The sequence below is a fragment of the Bradyrhizobium sp. SZCCHNR2028 genome, assembly GCF_032380995.1.
GTDB lineage: Bacteria > Pseudomonadota > Alphaproteobacteria > Rhizobiales > Xanthobacteraceae > Bradyrhizobium.
This window is the reverse complement of the sequence record NZ_JAUHJF010000002.1, coordinates 106595-130210: the sequence shown is the minus strand read 5'-3', so window position 1 is coordinate 130210 and position 23616 is coordinate 106595. Positions and strand designations below refer to the sequence as shown.

At 67.0% G+C, this 23616-nt stretch carries 21 protein-coding genes; 7 read left to right on the top strand and 14 right to left on the bottom strand.

Translation table 11 applies throughout. The features are described from left to right. The first annotated feature begins 218 nt into the window (after positions 1-218). From garD to QX121_RS03745, 3 genes are all read left to right on the top strand, one after another. Positions 219-1760 (top strand): galactarate dehydratase, encoded by a 1542-nt coding sequence (garD, locus tag QX121_RS03755; RefSeq protein WP_315811200.1) that lies wholly within the window; start codon positions 219-221, stop codon positions 1758-1760. Between the two features lie 174 nt (positions 1761-1934). Next, positions 1935-2729, top strand: a complete 795-nt coding sequence (locus QX121_RS03750) for a class II aldolase/adducin family protein (protein WP_315811199.1) — start codon at positions 1935-1937, stop codon at positions 2727-2729. A 95-nt stretch (positions 2730-2824) separates the two neighbouring features. Further along, a complete protein-coding gene (locus QX121_RS03745; RefSeq protein ID WP_315811198.1) occupies positions 2825-3403 on the top strand; it encodes a hypothetical protein in 579 nt (192 codons plus the stop codon). A gap of 166 nt (positions 3404-3569) precedes the next feature. Here QX121_RS03745 and QX121_RS03740 read toward each other — a convergent pair whose 3' ends face one another. After that, entirely contained in the window at positions 3570-5018 is a 1449-nt protein-coding gene (locus tag QX121_RS03740; protein WP_315811197.1) for a PLP-dependent aminotransferase family protein, read from the bottom strand. A gap of 64 nt (positions 5019-5082) precedes the next feature. On the opposite strand from QX121_RS03740, the gene QX121_RS03735 reads away from it, so the two are divergent. Further along, entirely contained in the window at positions 5083-5805 is a 723-nt protein-coding gene (locus QX121_RS03735) for a pyridoxamine 5'-phosphate oxidase family protein (RefSeq protein ID WP_315811196.1), read from the top strand. Positions 5806-5982: 177 nt separating this feature from the next. On the opposite strand, the gene QX121_RS03730 is transcribed toward QX121_RS03735, so the two are convergent. The 7 genes from QX121_RS03730 to QX121_RS03700 are packed head-to-tail and all read right to left on the bottom strand — an operon-like array spanning position 5983 to position 12579. Continuing rightward, positions 5983-7029, bottom strand: coding sequence for an ABC transporter substrate-binding protein (locus QX121_RS03730; RefSeq protein WP_315811195.1), 1047 nt, complete (start codon positions 7027-7029; stop codon positions 5983-5985). Further along, entirely contained in the window at positions 7026-8198 is a 1173-nt protein-coding gene (locus QX121_RS03725; protein ID WP_315811194.1) for an FAD-dependent oxidoreductase, read from the bottom strand. The genes QX121_RS03730 and QX121_RS03725 overlap by 4 nt, the downstream gene beginning before the upstream one ends. Continuing rightward, the gene (locus QX121_RS03720) at positions 8182-9576 is read right to left on the bottom strand and encodes an FAD/NAD(P)-binding oxidoreductase (protein WP_315811193.1); all 1395 of its coding nucleotides are present in this window, start codon (positions 9574-9576) and stop codon (positions 8182-8184) included. Before QX121_RS03720 ends, QX121_RS03725 begins: the two co-directional genes overlap by 17 nt. Then, entirely contained in the window at positions 9569-9862 is a 294-nt protein-coding gene (locus tag QX121_RS03715) for a (2Fe-2S)-binding protein (RefSeq protein WP_315778957.1), read from the bottom strand. The genes QX121_RS03720 and QX121_RS03715 overlap by 8 nt, the downstream gene beginning before the upstream one ends. Positions 9863-9866: 4 nt before the next feature. Next, on the bottom strand, positions 9867-10661 hold the full coding sequence (locus QX121_RS03710; RefSeq protein ID WP_315811192.1) for an ABC transporter permease: 795 nt from the start codon (positions 10659-10661) through the stop codon (positions 9867-9869). A 5-nt stretch (positions 10662-10666) separates the two neighbouring features. Then, on the bottom strand, positions 10667-11524 hold the full coding sequence (locus QX121_RS03705; protein ID WP_315771291.1) for an ABC transporter permease: 858 nt from the start codon (positions 11522-11524) through the stop codon (positions 10667-10669). After that, complete coding sequence (locus QX121_RS03700; protein ID WP_315811191.1) at positions 11521-12579, bottom strand: ABC transporter ATP-binding protein; 1059 nt, start codon at positions 12577-12579, stop codon at positions 11521-11523. Before QX121_RS03700 ends, QX121_RS03705 begins: the two co-directional genes overlap by 4 nt. 179 nt (positions 12580-12758) lie before the next feature. Between QX121_RS03700 and QX121_RS03695 the strand changes: the two genes are divergently transcribed. Beyond that, a complete protein-coding gene (locus QX121_RS03695) occupies positions 12759-13589 on the top strand; it encodes an IclR family transcriptional regulator (RefSeq protein ID WP_315811190.1) in 831 nt (276 codons plus the stop codon). Here the strand turns inward: QX121_RS03695 and QX121_RS03690 are convergent. From QX121_RS03690 to QX121_RS03665, 6 genes are all read right to left on the bottom strand, one after another. Next, a complete protein-coding gene (locus QX121_RS03690; RefSeq protein ID WP_315811189.1) occupies positions 13582-14595 on the bottom strand; it encodes a CobW family GTP-binding protein in 1014 nt (337 codons plus the stop codon). The two genes, QX121_RS03695 and QX121_RS03690, sit on opposite strands and share 8 nt — an antisense overlap. Further along, on the bottom strand, positions 14592-16214 hold the full coding sequence (locus tag QX121_RS03685; protein WP_315811188.1) for an amidohydrolase family protein: 1623 nt from the start codon (positions 16212-16214) through the stop codon (positions 14592-14594). Before QX121_RS03685 ends, QX121_RS03690 begins: the two co-directional genes overlap by 4 nt. Before the next feature lie 217 nt (positions 16215-16431). After that, positions 16432-17262: an ABC transporter permease gene (locus tag QX121_RS03680; protein WP_315778968.1), complete on the bottom strand. Its 831-nt coding sequence runs from the start codon at positions 17260-17262 to the stop codon at positions 16432-16434. Positions 17263-17343: 81 nt separating this feature from the next. After that, positions 17344-18375: a PotD/PotF family extracellular solute-binding protein gene (locus QX121_RS03675; protein WP_315811187.1), complete on the bottom strand. Its 1032-nt coding sequence runs from the start codon at positions 18373-18375 to the stop codon at positions 17344-17346. A gap of 31 nt (positions 18376-18406) precedes the next feature. Then, positions 18407-19471, bottom strand: a complete 1065-nt coding sequence (locus QX121_RS03670) for an ABC transporter ATP-binding protein (protein ID WP_315811186.1) — start codon at positions 19469-19471, stop codon at positions 18407-18409. Continuing rightward, a complete protein-coding gene (locus QX121_RS03665) occupies positions 19471-20295 on the bottom strand; it encodes an ABC transporter permease (protein ID WP_315754810.1) in 825 nt (274 codons plus the stop codon). The genes QX121_RS03670 and QX121_RS03665 overlap by 1 nt, the downstream gene beginning before the upstream one ends. 460 nt (positions 20296-20755) lie before the next feature. On the opposite strand from QX121_RS03665, the gene QX121_RS03660 reads away from it, so the two are divergent. Together QX121_RS03660 and QX121_RS03655 are read left to right on the top strand one after the other, a co-directional pair. Continuing rightward, a complete protein-coding gene (locus QX121_RS03660) occupies positions 20756-21646 on the top strand; it encodes an ABC transporter substrate-binding protein (protein WP_315811185.1) in 891 nt (296 codons plus the stop codon). Positions 21647-21951: 305 nt separating this feature from the next. Then, entirely contained in the window at positions 21952-23577 is a 1626-nt protein-coding gene (locus QX121_RS03655; RefSeq protein WP_315811184.1) for an amino acid ABC transporter permease/ATP-binding protein, read from the top strand. The last annotated feature ends 39 nt before the right edge of the window (positions 23578-23616 follow it).

Here is a 23616-nt window from a genome sequence, read left to right as displayed (position 1 = left end):
CCCGTCGTGAGCGCCGTCATGGCGAGGCGCGAAGCGACGAAGCAATCCAGACCTCCTGTTCGGCCCTGGATTGCTTCGCTTCGCTCGCAATGACGGAAACCAAGACCTGTAGGGTGGGCAAAGGCGCGAAGCGCCGTGCCCACCGACGGCTCGAAGACGAACGAAAGACGGTGGGCACGCTTCGCTTTGCCCACCCTACGGAACAGCACGGAGCGAGCATGAACCAGCAGGTCGTCGCCAACCAAGAGCCCCGCATCATCAAGCTCAACGCGCGCGACAATGTCGCGATCGTGGTCAACGATTTCGGCCTGCCTGCCGGCACCAAATTTCCCGATGGCCTGACGCTGAGGAGCTTCGTCCCGCAGGGCCACAAGACCGCACTGGTCGACATCGCCGAGGGCGCGCCGATCGTCCGCTACGGCGAGATCATCGGCTATGCGAAGTCGCCGATCGCATCCGGCGAATGGGTCGACGAGGCTCGCATCGACATGCCCGAGGCCCCTGCCCTCGATCAGCTCGAAATCTCCACCGCGGTGCCGGCGCCGCTGCCGCCGCTCGACGGCTACACCTTCGAAGGCTATCGCAATCGCGACGGCTCGGTCGGCACCCGCAACGTGCTGGGCATCTCGACCTCGGTGCAATGCGTCAAGGGCACGCTGGAATTCGCGATCAAGCGCATCAAGAGCGAGCTGCTGCCGAAGTACCCCAATGTCGATGACGTCGTCGCGCTGACCCACGCCTATGGCTGCGGTGTCGCGATCACGGCGCCCGATGCCGTGGTGCCGATCCGCACCCTGCAGAACCTCGCGCTGAACCCGAACTTCGGCGGCGAGATCCTGGTCGTCGGCCTCGGCTGCGAGAAGCTCGCGCCGGAACGGCTGCTGCCGGAGGGCACCGAAGACTCGATCGTCCGCATGCAGGACGAGGCCTTCGACGGCTTCGGCGCCATCGTCGACGCCATCATGACCCAGGCCGACCGGCGCCTCGCGCAGCTCAACAAGCGCACGCGCGAGACCTGCCCGGCAGCCGATCTCGTGATCGGCCTGCAATGCGGCGGCAGCGACGCGTTCTCCGGCGTCACCGCCAACCCTGCGGTCGGCTTCGCCGCCGACCTGCTGGTGCGCGCCGGCGCGACCGTGATGTTCTCCGAGGTGACGGAGGTTCGCGACGCCATCCAGCTCTTGACCCGGCGCGCGATCAACGAGGCCGTCGGCCGCGCGCTCATCCGCGAGATGGACTGGTACGACTCTTATCTGGCCCGCGGCGGCGCCGATCGCAGCGCCAACACGACGCCGGGCAACAAGAAGGGCGGGCTCGCCAACATCGTCGAGAAATCGCTGGGCTCGATCGTCAAGTCCGGCTCCGGTCCGATCCATGGCGTGCTGGCGCCGGGCGAGAAGGCCAAGCAGAAGGGCATGCTGTTCGCAGCCACGCCCGCCTCCGACTTCATCTGCGGCACCCTGCAGCTCGCCTCCGGCATGACGCTCCAGGTGTTCACCACCGGCCGCGGCACGCCCTACGGCCTCGCCGCCGCGCCCGTGATCAAGGTCGCGACCCGCAGCGAACTGGCGCGGCGCTGGAAGGACCTGATCGACTTCGACGCCGGCCGCATCGCCACCGGCGAGATGACGATCGAGGAAACCGGCTGGGAGCTGTTCAAGCTGATCCTCGAGGTTGCGAGCGGCCGCACCAAGCCGTGGTCGGACCGCTGGGGCATCCACAACGATCTGACGCTGTTCAATCCGGCGCCGGTGACCTGAGGGAGCGCTCACCCTGCCATGCCAGTTGCCTCGCTCAAACCTCTCCCCGTCATTGCGAGCGAAGCGAAGCAATCCAGGGTCCCGACCACCATCCTGGATTGCTTCGCTTCGCTCGCAATGACGCGTATGTTGAAGCAACGAGCCTAGACAACGAAGGCCGGGAGGAAGAGCCAGATGTCCAGCTTCAGCCGCTTCGCCGCGCTTGCCGTCACCGCCCTCCTCCTCTCCGCCGCCCCCTCTCGCGCCGAAGACTCCATCCCCGGCGTTCCCCGCGAGCTGCTCGAGGACATCGCGACCGGCAGCCGCGTGCTCGCCGATCTCGGCGTCGTCGATGCCTTCGGCCATGTCAGTGCGCGGCATCCCACCAATCCGCGCCACTTCCTGATGGCGCGCTCGATCGCGCCGGCGCAGGTCACGGCCAATGACATCATGGAGTTCGACGAGAACGGCGAACCGGTCGATGCGAAGAACCGCGCCGTCTTCCTCGAACGCTTCATCCATGCCGAGATCTACAAGGCCCGCCCGGACGTCAACGCGGTGGTACACACGCATTCGCCCGGCGTCGTCCCCTTCAGCGTCAGCCGTACACCCTTGAAGCCGCTCTATCACAATGCGGCCTTTCTCGGCGACGGCGCCCCGGTGTGGGACATCGGCAAGGAGTTCGGCGCGACCGACATGCTGGTGCGCAACAACGCCATCGGCAGGTCGCTCGCATCCGCGCTCGGCGACAAGTCCGTGGTGCTGATGCGCGGCCACGGTGACGTCACCGTCGGTCCTGCAGTCCAGGCCGCCGTGTTCCGCGCCTACTACACCGATGTGAATGCGAGGCTTCAGGCCCAGGCACTCGGGCTCGGCTCCGATGTGACGTATCTCAGCGCCGAGGAGGCCGCCAAGGCCGATGGCGTCAACATGGTGATCATGGATCGTGCCTGGGCGTTGTGGAAGCAGAAGGTGCAGATTGGCAAATAGCGTTCGGCGATCACCGACCTCATTTTGCCGCAAAGTTGACACATCTGTTGATCGAACCTTAATTCCTGATTCTCCCATCGGGCCTGACGCCGCGGATGTCCCTGCATTTTCCTCGCATTGTCGCCGCCGCGCTCGGCCTTTGCCTCGGCTCGTCCTGTCTGGCCCAGGCGCCGATGACGGCTGCCAGCACGTCTGAGAACACGCCCGACATCGATCTCTATGCGCTGATGTCTGGCTCCTGCCGCACCGCGAAGGTCGATGGCCGCGAATTTTCGTGCAAGACAGTGGCGTTCTTTCACAGCGAGAAGGGGCGGGCTCATTTCACCGTCGCGCTCGACGATCCGGCCGACGAGAGCCACATCATCGCATTCTCCGGCATCAATGGCCGCAGGTCGATTCAGAACGTCTACGAACTGCCGATCGACCGCATGCTGCTGAATTCCAAGCATCGTCCGAAGGTCGATGGCATTCCGGTGCCGGCGACGAAGAGCTCGGCCGGCGTGTGCCGTCAGGTCGGCAATTTCGCGATGCTCAAGGTCACGAGCGTGACCTGCTCCGCCAAGGACGACAGCGGCCGCGCCTATGAGCTGCAGTTCGTCTCCGACGGCACACCCATCACCTTGCGCCGGGTGCGCCAGACGATGACGAACGCCGAGCACAATCCCTACGAATGAACGCGCCGCGGGTGCGACAATGCCCATCCGGGCTGCCTGACACGCATCTGTTCCAAACCACATCTCGCACAGCCATGAACATGAGGGCGCATTCTCGCGGCAGATGATGCCCGAGGCTTGCGATCCGTCTCGCCCGGCTCGGCCACACATGCAGCATCGATGATGCTCAGCGCGGGCGCGCGGCAGCGCCCAGGATGTCCTGTGTGGCGCGACCGAGCCGCCTGGCGGCATCGGCGAGATCCTTCGCCGCAAAGCCCGAATAGCCCAGGATGAATCCGTCGGGCGCGCGCTGCACGATCCGCGCATCCGACAACAGCCGGCATTCGATGCCGGCCCGGTCGCGGATCAGTTTCGCTGCGCCCTTCGGCGCTGCGGGCGGCAAGGTCGCCAGCAGATGCAACCCTTGCGACGGCGCGGCCAGTTGCAGGCTTCCCTTGCCATGCCTGGCGAGCGCCTCGGCGACGACATCGCGCGCCTGGCGGTAGCGCGGGCGCAGCCGCCGCATGTGGGCCGCGAGAACGCCGTCGGCCATCAGGTCAGCCAGAGCGTCCTGCATGAAGGCCGGCGGAAACCGGTCCTGCGCCGCGCGCGCTGCGACGACCCGCGCGACCAGCGCCGGCGGCAGCACGAGGTAGCCGAGCCGCAGTCCCGCGAACAGCGTCTTGCCGAAGGTGCCGAGATAGATCACGCGCTCACCGCCGATTCCGGCCAGCGCCGTCAGCGGCGGGCCGGCAAAGCGGTATTCGCTGTCGTAGTCGTCCTCGAAGATGTAGGCGTCCGCCCTGCGCGCCCAGTCGAGCAGCGCGATGCGCCGCGCCATGCTCATCGCAACGCCGGTCGGAAACTGATGCGATGGCGTCACGTAGGCGGCCTTGGCCGCCATGTACGTCGTCTCGCCCGAGCTGACCATGACGCCTTCATCATCGACGGGAACGGGGACCAACTTCGCGCCGGTTGTGCTCAACGTGTGGCGCGAGGCGACATAGCCGGGGTCCTCGAACCAGACGGGATCGCCCGGCGCAAGCAACGCGTCGATGCACAGCCGCAGGCCATGCTGGGTGCCGCTCACGATCAGGATGCAGCTTGGGTCGCAGCGGACGCCGCGATTGGCGGCAAGGTAGTGCGCGACCTGGCTGCGCAGATGCAGGCTGCCGCGCGGATCGCCATAGCCGAGCTCGTCGGGCGCGGCGTGGGCGATGCGGCGCCGGCTGGCTGCGGCGAGCCGCCTCAAGAGCGCGGGATCGACCAGCGTGTAGCCGAGTGCGAACGGCCGGCGCGGCGGAATACGTATATCCAACTCCGCAACCGGTGCGGCGACCTGCGGCGCGGGCAGCCGGGCGGCGACATAGGTACCGGCGCCGTGGCGCGCCTCGACCAGGCCATCCGACAGCAGCGCCTCATAGGCTGTGACGATCGCGTTGCGGCGGACGCCGAGCTGCTCGGCAAGCCCTCGCGTCGAAGGCAGACGAAGGCCGGGCACGAGCAGGCCATCGACGATGCCGGTCCGCAGCGCACCGTGCACCTGCTGCGACTGGCTGCGGATGGTGCGGTCGAGGTGGATCGGCAGCGCCAGCACGTCGTCGCGGCGCCGCGAAGTGGTTGCTTGCTTTCGCATCGAAGTGGAACTCCCGGCAACCACTTTGCCATGGCATGACGTCGACGGAAACAGGAGACTGACGATGTCCGAGCAACAGATGCCGAGCTATCCCGTCGACGACACCAATCGGGTCAAGCGGCGGCATCAGCGCGCCCACTACGATCATGCGACCGTCCATGCCCTGCTCGACTCCGCAACGCTGTGCCACGTCTCGTATGTCATCGACGGCCAGCCCTATTGCACGCCGACGCTGTATTGGCGCGAGGGAACGACGCTGTATTGGCATGGATCGAGCGCCAGCCGCATGCTGCGCAGCCTGTCCGAGGGACAGCCGGCCTGTCTCACCGTCACCCATCTCGACGGCCTGGTGCTGGCGCGCAGCGCCTTCCATCACTCCGCCGACTACCGCTCGGTGATGGCGTTCGGGCATGCCCGGCTGATCGAGGATCAGGCCGAGAAGGCGCGCGCGCTGGTGATGATGGTCGATCGCCTGTTTCCCGGCCGCACTGCAAGCCTGCGCCCGACCACGGAGCAGGAGCTCAAGGCCACGTCAGTCGTGACCATGGACATCGAAAAGGCATCGGCGAAGATCCGCGCCGCGGGCGTCATCGATGATGAGGAGGACTATGCGCTGCCGATCTACGCCGAGCGCATTCCGGTGCACACCCTGATCGGGCCGCCGGAGCCCGATGGCCGATTGCTGCCGGGCGTCACCCGTCCCGCGACGCTGGCAGGTTTCAGCGCTGGACGGCGGCTCGATGAGGCGCTGACGGAGGCGTATGCGACGAGCTATCCGGCGCCCTAGTTCACGCGCGGCAATGTAGGGTGGGCAAAGGCGCGCCCGCTCGTTGCTTTTGCGACGTGCTGCCTGACCGCGCCGTGCCCACCATTTCACCGCGACGCGTGGCGGGTACGGTGGGCACGTCGCTTCGCACGATGCTTTGCATCGCGCGGAGCGCCTTTGCCCACCCTACGACTCTTCTCACCGCTCGATCATCCTGTTCCAGCGCGTATTCCACTCCGGGCGCCTGGCGTTGATGACGTCCCAGTCGAGCGTGACGGCGCTCTTCATGTAGCCGTGGAAGGTCGCGAGCTTCTGCTCGGCTGCCGGCGTCGTGGCTTTCGCGGTGGTGTTGGACGGCACGATGTTGCCGGCCGCCAGCGCCTTGGCCTGCGCTTCCGGCGACAGCAGATAGGCGGCGAGCTTCTGCGCCAGCTCGGCTTCGGAGTTGTTGGCGATGACGCATTCGGCGACCATCAGCACGACCGAGCCTTCCTTCGGCTGCGCGTATTCGACAGCGATACCCTTCTCCTTCAATGTCGACACCGCAGTCGGCGTCAGCGGGAAGATCGCGGCTTCGCCCGTCTGCACCATCTCGGAGATCTTGGCCGAGTTCGGGATGTATTCGAGCACGTTCTTGCCGATCGTGTCGGGAAACGCCTTGAAGCCAGGCTCGACATTGGCCTCGTTGCCGCCCTTGATGCGGTTGAACATCAGGAAGGCGTGCAGGCCGAAGGTCGAGACCGAGGCCGACTGGAACACGACCTTGTCCTTGAATTTGGGATCGGCGAGATCGAGCCAGGAGGTCGGCGCCGCCCAGCCCTTCTCGTCGAACAGCTTCTTGTTGTAGGCAAGGCCAGTCATGCCGATGTCGATGCCGGCGGCGATGTCGTCCTTGAGACGCGCGAACGGCTCGAGCTGCGCCAGGCCATCGCTCGGCTTCAGCTTCTCGCACAGCCCGAGACCGGCGGCGCGGATCATCACGCCGTCGTCGAGAAACATCACATGCATCTGCGGCCTGTCCTTGGCCGCGATTGCCTTGGCGAGGATCTCCGAGGAGGTGCCGGGCACGACGACGATCTTGACGTCGTTGGCCTTCTCGAACTCCGGGAACACCGCCTGCGTGTAGGTGCGCTCGAAATTGCCGCCGTTCATGCCGACATAGAGCGTCTTGGTTTCGGCGTGCGCGGAGGCGGTTGCAAGCACGAGTGCGAGGGCTGAGCCGAGCGCGGCGCGAGCATCGATCATGGCGAGGTCTCCTTCGATCCTGTCGTCATTGCTGCTTGAGATGCATCGCCCGGCTGCGATGCGGGTGAGAAACGGGTGATGGCGAAAGGGGCGATCGGCGTCGAGGTCTCGCCGTCGCGCACCAGCTCGGCCAGCACCTCGCCGACCCCCGGCGCGATCTGGAAGCCGGCGCCAGAGAAGCCGAAGGCGTGGATCAGTCCCGGCGTCGTCGCGCTCGGGCCGATCACCGGGTTGCGGTCGGGCATCGTCGCCTCGGTGCCGCTCCAGAAGCGGATCGCCTGGGCATGGCGCAGCGGACCAAACAGCTCGCTGGCGCGCTGCATGATCGCAAGCACGCCGTCACTGCGCGGGCGCGAGTAGTCGGGATCGTCGAGTGGCGCAGCGCGCTCGCCGCCGACCACGACATTGCCGCGCGCCACCTGCCGCGCATAGATGCCGCCGCCTTCGATGCCGATATTGACGCCGAGAAATGGATCAAGCGGCTCGGTCACGATCATCGATGGATAGGTTCGCTCCAGCGGCACCGGCTCGTCGAACGCGCGCGCCAAGCCGTCGGCCCAGGCGCCGGCGCTGTTGATGATCGTACGTGTCTTGATGGTAACGTCGCCGGCCTCGACCACGAAGCCCTCGAACGTCCTGGTGGCGCCCGTGACCTCCGTGTTCTCCAGCACCTCGGCGCCAGCGCGACGCGCCGCTGCGGCGAAGGCGGTGGCGACCAGCCGGGGATTGGCGTGGCCGTCGCCGGGGCAGAACGAGCCGCCGACGACGCCGCCCGCGATGCCGAAGCGCTCGTGCAGTCGATTGTGGCCGATCAGCTCGAGAGCGAGCCCGAACGGCGCAACCTCGGCGGCGTAGCGCTCCAGGCTCGCCATGTCCGCAGGCGTCCGCGCGAGCTTGAGATGGCCCGAGCGCAGGAACTCGCCGTCGATGCCGATCAGCGCCTTCAGCTGCGGCCAGATCGCATGCGCGCGCTGCGACAGCGGCAGTTGCTCGGGCGGGCGGCCCTGGCGGCGCACGCCGCCATAGTTCACGCCGCTCGCCTGCGCGCCACAGAAGCCCTTGTCGAGCAGCGTGACGGAGAAGCCCATGGCGCGCAGCGCCAGCGCGGCGGAGCTGCCGACCAGCCCGCCGCCGACGATCGCGACATCGCAGTCAATGCGCCGGGTCATGCTGCCTCTCGTCGAGGGAAAGGCTGGCGGCCACCGGGATCGGCTTGATCGGCGCCTGCGCGCGCAGCCGGCCGACGGCGCCGATGTCGCGGCGCGTCTGCGCAGCCAAGAGCTCCGCGGCGACCGCGCCGCACATGCGGCCCTGGCAGCGGCCCATGCCGATGCGCGTCACCGCCTTCAGACGATTGATCTCGGTGAGCGAGAAATCCCTGATCGCGCGCCGCGCCTCGCCGGCATCGATCTCCTCGCAGCGGCACAGCAGCGTGTCATCGGCGATGTCGCCCGCCCAATGCGATGGATAGGGAAAGGCGGCTTCGAGCCCGTCGCGCAGCCGGTCGATCCTCGCAAGCGCATGTTCGAGGACGGCGGCGCGCATGGAATCATGCGGCTGGCCGCGATCCTCCAACAATGCCAGCGCGGCCCGCTCGCCGGCGGCTTCAGCGGCATCGGCGCCGGTAATGCCGGCGCCGTCGCCGGCGAGGTACACGCCCGCGATGCTGCTGCGGCCACTGACGTCGCGAACCGGACGATGCGCGCGGTCGCGCGCATCGAAGCGAAAGGCGCAGCCGGCGAGATCAGCAGCCTGAGTCTCCGAGCGCAGACCGAGGCCGTAGCCAACGCCGTCGCAGGTGATCGCGTGTTCGCGCCCACCGGCCCGATAGACGATGCGCGCCACCCTGCCCTCGCCCTCGATCCGGAGCCGGGAGACGCCGAACCGCACGCAAGTGCCGCGCAGCGTCAACTCCACCGCCATGCGCAACCCACGCAGCACGATGCCCGGCGCGAGCGGCAACGCGCGCAGCAGATTGAGCTTCGCAGACAAGGGCGCCGCGTCGAGCACGGCAGCGACATCGACGCCGGCCTTCATGTATTGCCAGGCAACCAGATAGAGCAGCGGGCCGGAGCCGGCGAACACCACGCGTCGGCCGATCGCGCAGCCCTGCGCCTTGAGCGCGATCTGCGCGCCGCCGAGCGTGAACACGCCCGGCAGGGTCCAGCCGGGGATCGGCAGTACGCGATCGGTCGCGCCGGTCGCGAGGATGAGCCCGTCATAGCTGACCCGCTGGCTGATACCCCCACGCAAGATGTCGGCCGCGCCGTCGCGCAGATTCCACAGCAGCGTATTTGGCTGATAGTCGATTGCAGTACGGAGCGCCGCAAAGTCGTGATGCAGCCGCGCGGCCTTCGGAGCCTCCGAGCCGTAGCGCGCGCGGTTATCGCGGCCGTCGGGGCTCAGCGGCTGGCGATAGATCTGGCCGCCACAGGCGTGGCCCTCGTCGATCACGACCGGCCGCAGGCCGGCGGCGACCAATGTCATCGCGGCGCGGATGCCGGCCGGACCGGCGCCGACGATCAGGGGCGGCGCGCGCTCAGCCATTGCTGCGTCCCCGCTGCGTGACGATGTGCATGCCCTCGGTGAGCGGAGTCGTGCAGGCGCGCAGCCGCTCGCCGCTTGCGAGCTGCACCCAGCAGTCCTGGCAGGCGCCCATCTGGCAGAAGCCGGCGCGCGGCGCGGCGGAGAACTCGCTGTGGCGCAGCCATTCGACGTGACAGAGCACCGCCGTCAGAACGGTGTCGCCGGCGCGGCCGTCGCAGGGCACGCCATCGATCGTGAAGGAGATGACGGCGCTGTCGGTGCGGACCAGGCGATGCAGCAGCGGCATGGTGTCAGCCCTGCCCGACGAGGATCTTGTCGAGACCGAAGATGCGGTCGAGCAGCAGCATCGCCGCCGCCGTCACCGCGATCATCAGTGCCGATACCGCCGCCATCATCGGATCGATGGACTCGGTCGCGTACATGTACATGCGCACCGGAAGGGTGACGGTGGCGGGCGAGGTGATGAAGATCGACATCGTGAGCTCATCGAAGGAGTTGATGAAGGCGAGCAGCCAGCCGCCGGTGATGCCGGGCAGGATCATCGGCACGGTGATGCGGCGGAATACGATCCAGCGCGAGGCGCCCAAGGTCACGGCCGCCTGCTCGGCGCTGCGGTCGAGGCCGGACAGTGCCGCCAGCACCAGCCGGAGCACATAGGGCGTGACCACGACGATGTGGCCTGCGGTGAGCCAGAGCAGGCTGCCGGTGGCACCGACGAGCGCGAACAATCTGAGCAGCGCGACGCCGAGCACGAGATGCGGGATCATCAAGGGCGACAGGAACAGTGCGTTCAGCGCCGCACGGCCGCGGAAGTCATAGCGATCGAGCGCGAGGCCGGCGGCGACCGCGAGCACGACCGCGATCGTCGCGGCTGTCGCCGCGACCCACAGGCTGTTGAGGAAGGAGGCGACGAAATCCGGATGCGCGAACACGGCCGTGAACCAGCGCAGCGAGAACTGCGTGGTCGGCAGGGTCAAGGTGTTGGCGGGCGTGAACGCGACGAGGCAGATCACGATCAGCGGCGCCAGCACGAAGCCGACGACGAGCGCGTGAAAGACAAGCGCGATGGGACCATTGTGGCGCATGCCGCTCACCCCAGCGTCCGCCTGGCGCGCGCCTCGACCAAGCGCTGGTAGACAAGCATGATGACGAGGTTGATGACGAGCACCAGGATCGCGATGGCCGCACCGAGCGGCCAGTTCAGCTCGTGCATGTACTCATCATAGACCAGCGTCGCCGCCATCTTCAGCCGACGGCCGCCGAGCAGCGCGGGGATCGCGAACGCGGACGCTGATAGTCCGAACACGACGAGGCACCCCGACAGCAGGCCCATCGTCACCTGTGGCAACACCACCCGGCGCAGCGCGGTGAAGCGCGAGGCGCCGAGCGTCCAGGCGGCGGCCTCGACCATCGGATCGAGCTTCTGCAGCGAGGTCCAGACCGGGATGACCATGAACGGCAGCATCACATGGACGAGCGCGATGACGATGGCCGTCTCGGTGTAGAGGATCCTGACGGTGCCGAGGCCAACCGCGCGGAAAGCCTCGTTCACGAGGCCGGTGGGGCCGAGCAGCATGCTCCAGCCGAAGGCACGCACGACGACCGAGACCAGCAGCGGGCCGATGATCGCGAGCAGGAACGCCGAGCGCCAGGGCTCGCGCATGCGCGCCAGGATGTAGGCCTCGGGCGCGCCGATCGCTGCGCAGACCAAGGTCGTCAGCGCCGCAAGCCGCAGGGTGCGCCAGAAGATATTGAGGAAGTAGCTGTCGGAGAGGATGGCGATGTAGTGCGTCAGCGTGGTCTCGTCCTTGACGCCGGTCGCGGCGTCATAGACGTGGAGCGACAGGATCAGCGTGAGCGCGAGCGGCACGACGACCAATGCGGCGAACAGCAGCGCGCCCGGCGCCGCCAATAACCATGGTGTCGCACTGGCGCGCCCGCTGCTCATGCCGGTGACGCTCCGTCCGGCTTGGACGCGTGCGCGCTGGCGCTGCTCCAGGCGAGCCCGACCTGATCGCCCTCGCGCGCCGGCTCCCCGCCTGCATTGGGCAGGGAGACGCCGATCACCCCGGCCGGGGTCTCCACGGTGAAGAACCAGGCGCTGCCGAGGAAGAAACGCGCCTTGATGCGGCCGTCGAGCACGCCGGCACCGGGAGCGGCCAGACCGATCTTCTCCGGCCGGATCGCCAGCACGGCCGCCGCGCCCTCGGCGAGACCAGCGCCCTCGCAAGGAAGCAGCGCATGGCCGCCGATCTCGACGCCATTGTTGCGCCAGATGCCGGACAGTCGGTTCATCTTGCCGACGAAGGAGGAGATGAAGGGCGTCGCGGGGCTCTCATAGAGACGATAGGGCGCATCGACCTGCATGATGCGCCCGTGCTCCATCACCACGACGCGGTCGCTCATCGACAGTGCCTCGCTCTGGTCGTGGGTCACCATGATCGTGGTGGTGCCGATGCGCCGCTGGATGCCGCGCAGCTCGAACTGCATCTCCTCGCGCAGCTTGGCGTCGAGATTGGACAAGGGCTCGTCGAGCAGCAGCACCGGCGGATCGATCACCAGCGCCCGCGCCACCGCGACGCGCTGGCGCTGGCCGCCGGAGAGCTGGCGCGGATAGCGGTCGGCGAGCGCCGCGAGCTGCACCAGCGCGAGCGCCTGTTTGACGCGCGCCTCGCGCTCGGCCCTGATCACCTTGCGCATTTCGAGTCCGAAGGCGATGTTCTGCGCCACGGTCATGTGCGGAAACAGCGCGTAGCTCTGGAACACGATGCCGAGCCCGCGGCGATCAGGCTTCTCATGGGTGATGTCGCGGCCATCGAGCGTGATGCGCCCGGACGTCGGCTCGACCAAGCCGGCGATCATCTGAAGCGTCGTGGTCTTGCCGCAGCCGGACGGACCGAGCAGCGAGATGAACTCGCCCTTGGCGACGCTGAGACTGACATCGCTGACCGCAGCGACATCGCCGTAGAGCCTCGTCAGACCGTCCAGCGTCAGGAAACCCATGCGTCCTCGCGCGGGAGGCTCCCTTCGCCATCGGCAGGGATTGCCGCCCTGGGGTTCTTTCATGCCGGGGAGCGAACCAGATGGTCAATCGTGAATTCCGATATCCTGAATTTATCTCTTTCGAATTTTGATATATGAAATCTTATCTTCAAACTGCGCGCTTTCATTCAATCAAACAGATGACTGCATCCAACACCGACTCTGCCTCCAGCCTTCGCCGGGCCCTGAAGCTGCTGCGCATTCTCGCCGAGGGCGACCCCGACGGGCTGCGGCTGAAGGACATCGCCGAGGTCGCGGGCTGCAGCCAGCCGACCGCGCACCGCATGCTGCAGGACCTAGCCGCGGAGGGTTTCGCCGAGCAGGCGGCCGGAAAGCGCTATCGCCTCGCGCTGGACTTCTACGTGCTTGCCGCGCGCGCCGGCCAGGCCAGCGGCCTGCGCGAGGCCGCGCGGCCGGCATTGCTGCGGCTGTCGGCGACCCTGAGCGACACGATCTTCCTGCTGGTGCGCAACGGCTTCGATGCGGTCTGCCTCGACCGCGTCGAGGGTCCGTTTCCGATCCGCTCCTTCACCGGCGACATCGGCGGCAAGGTGCCGCTCGGACTCGGCCAGGGCAGCCTCGCCATTCTCGCCAACCTGCCCGAGGACGAGCAGGAGGCGGTGATCCGCTTCAACATCCCGCGCCTGCTCGATCGCGGCTTCCTCGACGAAGCCTCGCTGCGCAGTGCGCTGGCGCAGGCGCGCGCGCAGGGCTGGGTCAACACCAGCACCGGGCTCATTCCCGGCATGGCCGGCGTCGGCGTGCCTGTGCTGGACGCGCAGGGCCGCGCCGTCGCGGCGCTCAGTGTCGGCACGCTGGCCGAACGGCTGAACGCCGATCGCCTGCCGCATGTGGTCAAGATCCTGCAGGGCGAGGCGCAGGCGCTGGCCGGCAAGCTCAACCCGTTCGACGTGGCTCTGCGCTATCCGTCACGCAGTCTGAGCACGATCGGCGGCGCGCAATCTAAGTGACCCACTCGGCGCGGATGCCGCCCGGCTGTGCCGCCGCGCTCTCGCGTTCGCGCCAGGAGAACGCGAACAGGCCCGACGGCTCGACCTGTTCGAGCTCATTGCGGACAATGTCGCGCGCGATCACGACGATGAAGGGCGCCGGCAGTTTTTCGGCCGTCAATTGCCGCGGCGGCGCGAACATCGTGCCGACGCTTTCGACCAGCAGCGGGCGCGGCGCCTCCTGGACCTTCACGAGACCCTTGATGCGCAGCAGCCGCTCGCCGAGCGCGCCGGCCACATTGTCGAGCCAACCGGCGAGATCGGCATAGGCGATCTCAGCGCGCGGGCGGACGAGGCAGAGCGCGAGGCGCGGATGCGCGGTTGCCAGATCGGGCGCGACCTCGCGTAGCGGCAACGCGGCTACGAGGGGTGCGAAGGCGGCCGAGACGATGGCTGCGCGATCAGCGCCGGCAACGACTTCCGCCACCGGGTTGAGCTGCGCGATCGCAACCGGCGCCTCAGTCAGCGCCTGCGGCGCGAGATCGGCCTTGGTCGCGACGATGCGATGCGCTGCCGCCCATTGCGCCGCAGCTTCCTCGAATGTCGCGACGGCGAGCCCTCGCGTCAGGTCGTAGGTTGCGACGACCGCGACGCGCATGCGGTGCTCGGCCAGCGTCGCGAGCTGGCGCAGCACCGGGCCGGGCATCGCCAGGCCCGACGTCTCCAGGATGATCCGGCGCAAGGGCGGCAGGCCGGCGGGGCGCGGCGCCATGATAAGGCGGTCGATGGTGAAGGCGAGATCGCTGCCGACCTGGCAGCACACGCAGCCGTTCGACAGCATCGCCATCGGCACGTCGTCGCCGCCCTCACGCAGCAGCACACCGTCGAGCCCGATTTCGCCGGCCTCGTTGACGATCACGGCGGTGTCCGAGCCGGTCTCCGCGCTCAGCACGTCGCGCAGCAGCGAGGTCTTGCCCGAGCCGAGGAAGCCGGTGAGGACGAAGAAGTCGATTGCACCGGCGCTCATGGCGCCGCGGCGTCCTTGTCTTTATCCTTGGCGGCGTATTTCTCCGGCACGTCGCTCTCCCAGCTCGCCTTCACCAACTCGCGGACGTCGGCCAGCAATTCCTCGGTATCGTAGATGATGCCGTCCTTGATCGTGTATTTCAGGCCGCGATGCCACTCGACCGCGTTGGTGGCGTCGTTGAAGCGCATCGCGCCGGTGCCGTAGAGCAGCTTGAAATCGGTCAGCGGATTGTGGTCGTGCACAAGGATGTCGGCGCGCATGCCGACGTCGATGGTACCGATCTCGTTCTCGAGGCCGCACAGCGCCGCGCCCTGCGAGGTCGCCGAGCGGATCACCTCGAGCGGATGGAAGCCGGCCTCCTGCAACAGCTCGAGCTCGCGGACATAGCCGAAGCCGAAGATCTGATAGATGAAGCCGGAATCCGAGCCGGTGCAGACCCGGCCGCCGCGGTTCTTGTATTCGTTGATGAACGCCATCCAGAGCCGGTAGTTCTCCTTCCACTCGATCTCGTTCTGGGTCGACCAGCGATACCAGTAGGAGCCGTGGCCGCCGCGCTGCGGCGTGAAGTAGTCCCACATCGACTTCCAGGTGTACTCCTTGTGCCAATAGGCCTGGCGCGCCCGCATCAGGTCGCGATTGGCATCGTAGATCGTGAAGGTCGGCACGAAGGTGAAGCCGATCTCCAGGAACTGCTCCAGCACCTCGTTCCACTTGGCCGAGCCGGGCTCGGCGCCCTGCCTGAACATCTGGCCCGACACCGAGAAGCGGAAATATTCGTCGGTGTAGTTGTAGTCGAGCGGGAAGTTCTGGATCACGCGATCCTCGAACAGCGCCTCCGGCAGGCCGTAATAATGCTCTGCGCTGGTGAGGCCCCAGCGCGCCGTGGTCAGGGCGTTCATGCGCGACACCGCCATCTGGGCGTGATGGCAGCCAGTGCGCAAGCCGAGCGTCTTGCACTCGTCGAGCGCGGCTTCCATGATCGCCGGCGGCGCGCCGAAGAACTTGATGCCGTCGGCGCCGCGCTCCTTGACCTGACGCAGCCACTCTCGTCCCTGCTCCGGCGTGTAGATGGTCTTGACCATGTCGTTGACGGCCGGGAAATAGGCATAGGCCAGCAGCCGCGGCGAGGCGATGGTGTTGTCGGCGGCGCGCTGCTTCTGGTCCAGCATCCAGGACAGGCCGTTCATCGAGCCCATCTCGCGCACCGTGGTGACGCCATGCGCCAGCCACAGCTTGTAGACGTAGTCGACCGGCGGCACCCAGCCATTGGCCGAGTGATAGGCGACGCCGGCATGGGCGTGGCAGTCGACGAAGCCGGGCGTCACCCATTTGCCGCGGCAGTCGATCTCGTGATCGGCGGGCTCGCCGGCGTTGCCGGCATAGCCGTAGCCGACGACCTTCTTGATGCTGACGATGCGGCCGTCCTCGACGATGATGTCGACCGGCCCGATCGGCGGCGCGCCGGTGCCGTCGATCACAATGGCGCTGCGCAGCGCCAGCCGTTTGAACGGCCCGATGCCGCGATCGCGCGACGTGGCCTTCGGCACGATCGGCGCCGCGCCCTTGTTCCGGATGAAGGCGAGCTCATCGCCCGGCAGCATCGTGGCTTGGTCGGTCATGAAGGCGTTTCCTCATTTTCGAAGCATAGGGTGGGCAAAGCGTAGCGTGCCCACCGTCCGTCCTTCTCTTGCAAGATGGTGGGCACGGCGCTCCGCGCCTTTGCCCACCCTACGAATGGTTTTTCCGTCATTGCGAGCGCAGCGAAGCAATCCAGGGGCGACGAAGGAAGTCTGGATTGCTTCGTCGCTGCGCTCCTCGCAATGACGCCCAACGCCCTTATCCCGTCCTGTACCGCCGCGCGAACGCCACGCTGCCAAACACAGTGAAGGCCATGGTCACAGCGAGCAGCATGAAGGCGAGCGCGGCGCCCATCGGCCAGTTGTTGCCGCGCACGAACTGGTCGTAGACGGCCGGGGCCATCATCTTGAATCGCGGGCCGCCGAGAAGCACCGCCGTTGCATAGGTGTTCATGCACAACACGAACACCAGGATCGAGCCGGCGGCCACGCCGGGGCCGGACAGCGGCAGGATCACCCGCCAGAACACCCGCGCGCCCGAGGCGCCGAGATTGGCGGCGGCATATTCCAGGTCGCGGGGAATGCTTTCGATGACCGCCGAGAGCGTCAGGATCATGTAGGGCAGCACCACGGCGATGATGCCGATGATCACGGCCTTGGTCGTGTACATGATCTCGAGCGGCGCGGAGATCAGGCCAAGCTTCATCAGGCTCGTATTCACGAGCCCGTCGCGGGCGAACAGCGCCATCCAGCCGGCGGAGCGGACGACGTTGCCGACCAGCAGCGGAAACAGGGTCGCGATCACGACCAGGCTCTTCCAGCGACTCTCCATGCGGCCGAGCCAATACGCCGCCGGAAACGCCAGGATCAGCGTGAGCAAGGTGCACAGCAGCGCGATGCCCAGCGTGGCCAGGATGATCTGCTGGTAGTACGGATCGGTCGCGGCCTTGATGTAGTTGTCCGGCGACAGCGCCTGCACCATCAATTGGGTCGGGCTGAACTGGTTGAGCGAGATCCGGAACATCAGGATCATCGGCCCGATCAGCAGCGCCAGGACCAGCAGACAGGCGGGGACGACCAACAGCGCCATCGCGCGAGCTCCGATTGCGAGTGTGTCGGCTCTTCAGCCGCAGCTCCTGCGGCGGGGCCGCAGGAGCGCATCATTCAAGGCTTACGCCTTGAACTCCTTGTTCCAGAAGTCGAGCGTGCGCTGCGAGCGCCCTGCGGCATAGGCATAGTCCGGCTGCAGCAGGCGGGCGCGCTCAGCCTCGGTCAGGCTGACCTGCTTGGCGAGGTCCTCCGGCAGCACGGCGTCGGTGACGGTCGGGACGTAGCCCATCTTGTCGGCGAAGCCGCCTTGCGCCTTGGCGTCCAGCATCGCGTCGAGATAGGCGAAGCCGCCGGCCTTGTTCTTGGCGTTCTTCGGCACCGAGGCCTGGAACACGATCGCCGGGGTGCCCTCCTTCGGCACGACGTGGGCGAGCGGGATGCCGGACTTCTTCCACATGAAGCCGCGGGCGAGCCACATCGTGGTCAGCCACACCTCCTCCGACTTCAGCGCCGCCGCCAGCGCCTCGTTGGAAGGATAGATCTTCACGTCGAGCGAGCGCCATTCCATCAGCTTCTTCTCGGCCGGATCGAGATTGCTGACGCCGCCACCGCCGGCGAGCGCCGCCGCCAGCGTGTTGTTGGGATAGAGGATGTCGGCGAGGCCGATGCGGCCGCGCCATTTCGGATCCCACAGATCCGCGAAGGATTGCGGCGGCGTCTTCACCTGGTTGGTGTTGTAGAGGATCACCTGCGCCGAATAGATGTGCGGGATCGCGATCTCGCTCCGGAGCTCCGGGAACACCTTGTCCAGCCGCTTCACCTGCGCCGCATCGACCTTCTCGAACACATCCGATTGCGACACGATGTAGGCGTCGTTGTCGGACAGGCAGGCGACGTCCATCGAGCCGCGCCGGCTCTGCCGCTCGGCCAGCAGCTTGGTCTTGCGCGGATCGGCATTGGCGACGTCCTGCACGATCTCAAAACCCCTGGGCGTCATGATCGGCTTGTCGATGATGTCGGAGAGCAACTGGCCGTAGTCGCCACCCCAGGTGCCGACCACGACCTGTCCGCCCTCGGCGCGCGCAGAGGGCATGCCGGACGCCAGCGCGGCGACGCCGGCACTGGCAGAGAGAAAGTGACGTCGCGAAATCATGGGAGAACCTCTTGCTGTGAATGGATGGTGTTTACGAAGCTGTCTGCGGCACGAGACGCGGGACCTTGCGGTCCCATTCCAGGGACACGGGATCGTTCGGTTTGAGTGTTGCCAGCGGCTCGCTCGCGTCGGGCGTTGGCCTGACGGCCACCAGCGTCTCGTCGCCGATCGCCACCACATATTCGCTCTGCGCGCCCATATAGGTGATCGCCAGCACGCGGCCGCGCACCTCGCCGGACTCACCGGCCACCACGGCAATGCGTTCAGGCCGCAGCGCGAAAGCATCGGCATCGTCGCGCTCGCCGCTGGCGACATCGACCGGTAGCAGCAGGCCGCCGTTGGTGCGGAACTGGCTCTCGTTCGCCCGCCGGCCCGCCACGATGTTGCAGCGGCCGACGAAGTCGGCGACGAACGCATCCTTCGGCGAGTCGTACAGCTCCTGCGGCGTGCCGATCTGGCGGACGCGGCCGCCCTCCATCACCACGAGGCGGTCGGCCATGGTCAGCGCCTCCTCGCGGTCATGCGTCACCATCAGAGTGGTCAGGCCGAGCCGCTGCTGCAGCGCGCGGATCTCGAGCCGCACCTCGGCGCGCAGCTTGGCGTCGAGATTCGACAAAGGCTCGTCGAGCAGGAAGATGCGCGGATTGATCACCAGCGCGCGCGCCAGCGCGACGCGCTGCTGCTGCCCGCCGGACAATTGCCGCGGCAGCCGATCGGCGAGATGCGACAGCCGCACCAGCTTGAGCGCGTCGGCGATCTTGATCTTTCGCTCGACCGCATTGATGCCGCGCATCTCCAGGCCGAAGCCGACATTGTCGGCCGCGCTCATGTGCGGAAACAGCGCATAGGACTGGAACACCATGCCGGTGGCACGCTTGTAGGCCGGCAGATGCGTGACGTCCTCGCGGTCGAACAGCACGCGGCCGCTCGTGGGCGGCAGGAAGCCCGCGACCATGCGCAAGGTCGTCGTCTTGCCGCAACCGGAGGGTCCGAGCAGCGCGACCAGCTCGCCCTCATGGACGGCGAGATCGAGCCCCTCCACGCCGATGGATGTGCCGAAGCGCTTGGTCAGCTTCTCGATGGTGAGCTGCGCCATCACACCACCCGCGACAATTTGACGAAGCGATCGGTCACCACCATCAGCAGTCCGACCAGCGCGATCTGCACGGTGGCGACGGCGGCGAGCGTCGGATCGATGCGGAATTCGAGATAGTTCAGCATGGCAACAGGCAGCGTAATGCGGCCGGGACCGACCAGCAGCATCGACAGATCGAGATTTTCAAAACTCTGGATGAAGGAGAACATCGCGGCCGCAACGATCCCTGAGCGCATCATCGGCAGGGTGATGCGGCGGAACACCGTGAACGGGCTCGCACCAAGATTGGCGGCGGCCTCCTCGGCGGCACGGTCGAGCCCCTGCAGGCTGGCGACGACGAGCCGCACCGTCCAGGGAATCGCGAGCAGCGTATGCGCGGCCACGAGCCCTTCCGTCGTCGCCTTGATGTCGCGGTCGAGCAGATCCTCGGCGAGCACGTAGAACATGTAGAGCCCGGAGCCGGCGACCACGCCGGGCACCGCCAGCGGCGCCAGCAGGAACGAGCTCAGCGCCTGCCGGCCGCGGAACTCGCCGCGCACGATGGCCAGCGCCGCGGCGGTGCCGACGGGCACGCCGATCGCCGTCGCGAGCAGCGCGACCTGGAAGCTCGTCACGAGGCCGCGCAGGAATTCGGGCTTGCTCAGCGCGTTGGCGTACCACTTCAGCGACAGGCCAGGCGGCGGGAAGCTCACGATCTCCTGCGCGAAGAAGCTGGTCACCACGATCATGATCACGGGCGCGAAGATGATTGCGTAGGCGACGACGATCAGTGTCCGCACTGCGAATTGGCCGAGTGATGGTTGTCCCGTAAAACGGAACAGCATTGCAGACACCTCAACAAACAGATCAGCAACTTGTGCGGCGGCATCGTAGTCGGCAGCTCCGCTGCCGCCAAGCCTGCGACACGAGTTATCGCAATGCACATACGCATGGGCGGAGCGACGCAGCGACGCCACGATCCTGACGCGTGACGTGGCGCCACCTCCATCTTGGCGCTAGCGCCGTGCGCACCTGCCCCGTCGCCGGCGTGACCGATTTTCGACTTTCGGAATCTTCGAGGACCGCACAGGCGGACTTGACGCGTGCGCGCCAGTCCGTCGCGGCGGCGCGGATTTGAGCAATGCGTGCTCAATTCTTGCACCGGCACGATCCAATATTTTGTGCGCCTACGGACAAGTCATCCGCGCAGGCTCGCACCTAAGCTTGCCGTCGAGCTTGGACCGGGGCGACGGCACCAATGCACCGCCGGACCAGCGCGACACATCGTTCGAAGGAGCTGGCAACATGCAGACGAGGCTATTCACTGGAGCGCGGCGCGCGTGGCTTGCCGCGCTCTGCGCCATCATTGCGACGGGACTTCTCGCGCCGATCGACGCACAGGCGGCGACGCCCGCAGGGTGCGCGGCGCTCAAGGAGAAATATCCGGACTGGAAGGGCAAGACGCTCGTCAACGCCATCAATCCGCACACACCGGGCTACGAATCGATCGACCCGAAGGATCCAAGTAAATATGTCGGCTTCGACATCGACCTCGGCGAAGCCATCGGCGACTGCCTCGGCTTCAAGCTGACCTACAAGCCGGTGACGTTCGCTGCGCTGCTGACGACGCTGGCGAGCGGCCAGGCCGACATCGTCATCTCCGACATCTATGCCACCAAGGAGCGCGCCAAGGCCGCCGACTTCATCACCTACTCCAAGGTGTTCGACGGCGTGCTGGTCGCGAAGGGCAATCCGAAGGGCATCAACGGGATCAACATGACGATGTGCGGCGCGGCGGCTGCCGAGAACACCGGCTATGTCGAGGTGCCGCTGATCCAGGACCTCGCGCCGAAGTGCAAGGCCGAAGGCAAGCTGGAGCCGACGCTGCAGCTCTACGACAACAACGCCAATTGCATCCAGGCCATCCTCGCCGGTCGCGCCGACACCTATGTCAACGACGTCAACACCGTCGACCAGGCGGTGAAGGCCTATCCGGACAAGCTGGAGAAGGCGATCGCCGTGACCATCCCCTATTCGGTCGGCATCGCCGTGCCGAAGGACAGGCCGAAATTCCGCGACGCCGTGCTCGCCGCCCTGATCGAGGTGCAGAAGGAAGGCATCCATCAGGAGCTGCTGAAGAAGTGGCAGCTCGATCCCGCGAACTTCAAGGAGCCGGACATCCTGACAGCGGACTAAGAGCGGTGCGGCCGCGCTGGAATCACAGCTGCAGCCACAAAGACGGTCCACTCCCCTCCCCCTTGCGGGGAGGGGTTGGGGGTGGGGGTCCACAAGCGAGAGTCTTTGCTGGGCACCCCCCTCCCCAACCCTCCCCCACAAGGGGGGAGGGAGTGCACCAGCTCCCTCGGCGACACACGCGTGAGCCAACTTCGTAGGGTGGGCAAAGCGCAGCGTGCCCACCAACGCTGTTCCGAAACACCACGGTGGGCACGGCGCTTCGCGCCTTTGCCCACCCTACGGCACTCATCAGGCTGCAATCACCGATGTCTCTCTTCCTGCACTATCTCAGCATGCCGTATCTGCTCATGGGCATCGAGCTCACGCTGCAGGTCACCGCGCTCGGCCTGATCGGCGGACTGGTCCTCGGCCTCATCCTCGCCGGCATGCAGCTCAGCCGGTTCTGGCTGCTGGCCGCGATTGCGCGCGGCTATACCGTGATCTTCCGCGGCACGCCGCTGATCCTGCAGATGGTGTTCGCCTACGACGCGCTGCCGCATATCGGCATCAAGCTGCCGGCGGTGCTGGCGGCGGGCCTCGCGCTCGCCTGCAACGAGGCGCCGTTCATCGCCGAGATGCTGCGCTCCGGCGTGCTCGGCGTCGATCGCGGCCAGCTCCTGGCCGGCCAGGCGCTCGGCATGACGCCATCAGTGCTGATGCGCCGGATCATCGCGCCGCAGGCGATCCGCACGATGATCCCGGCCTTCGGCAACGAGGCGGTGAGCGCGCTGAAGAACTCCTCGCTCGCCTCCGTCATCGCCGTGCAGGAATTGACCTTGCGCTCGACGCAGCTCGCCTCCTCCACCTTCGACTTCTTCTCGATCTTCTTCGCCTCGGGTCTCATCTATCTCCTGCTGACCGGCGCGATCAGCGTCATCCAGCTCGCGCTGGAATGGCTGCTCGATCTCGACCGCACGGCCAAACAACGCAAGCTGGCGGACTACCTGCCATGGCGCCGCGTCGAGCCGGCGGCCAAGCTGGACCTTGCGAAGACTGCACCTACCGTCGAGGCCGCGCCGCCGGAGCCCGCCGAACTGAAGGAAACGCCGCCCCTCGCCCTGTCGATCGAGGATCGCGCCAGGCGCGCCGCGACCATCGCCCGCAACAACGTCGCGGTCGAGGTCAAGGAGCTGCGCAAGGCCTATGACGGCAACAGAGTGCTGGACGGGCTCGATCTCACGGTGCGCATCGGCGAGGTGATCGCGCTGCTCGGCCCCTCCGGCTCCGGCAAGAGCACCTTGCTCCGCTGCATCAATCATCTGGAGAACTGGGACGCCGGCGAGATCCGCGTCGGCGGCCGCAAGCTTGGCTTCGACGAGCAGGGGCGCAGGCTGACGCCGCGCGCGGTCGCCAACGAGCGCGCCAATGTCGGCGTCGGCATGGTGTTCCAGCAGTTCAACCTGTTTGGGCATCTCACGGCGAAGGAGAACGTCGCAGGTCCCCTGCGCTGGGTGCACGGCCTCGGCCGGTTCGAGGCCGACCGCCGCGCGGCCGAGTTGCTCGACCGCGTCGGCCTGTCGCATCGCGCCGATGCGCTGCCGCGGCATCTCTCCGGCGGCCAGCAGCAGCGCGTCGCCATCGCCCGCGCGCTGGCGCCGAACCCGAGCGTGCTGCTGTTGGACGAGCCGACCTCCGCGCTCGATCCCGAGTTGGTCAACGAGGTGCTGGAGGTGATCAGCCGCCTCGCCGTCGACGACGGTCTGACCATGATCATCTCGACGCATCAGGTCCGCTTCGCCGACGAGGTCGCCGACCGGGTCGCCTTCCTCAATGGTGGCGTCATCCTCGAAGACGGACCGGCCCATGAGGTGCTGACCAACCCGCGCCACCCGCTGACCGCGCGCTTCCTCTCGGTGATGGAGGCAGAGCGGCCGAAGGATGCGGTCGCATGAGTTCATCCTTCACGTCAACATCAACGATCTCGCGTCCGA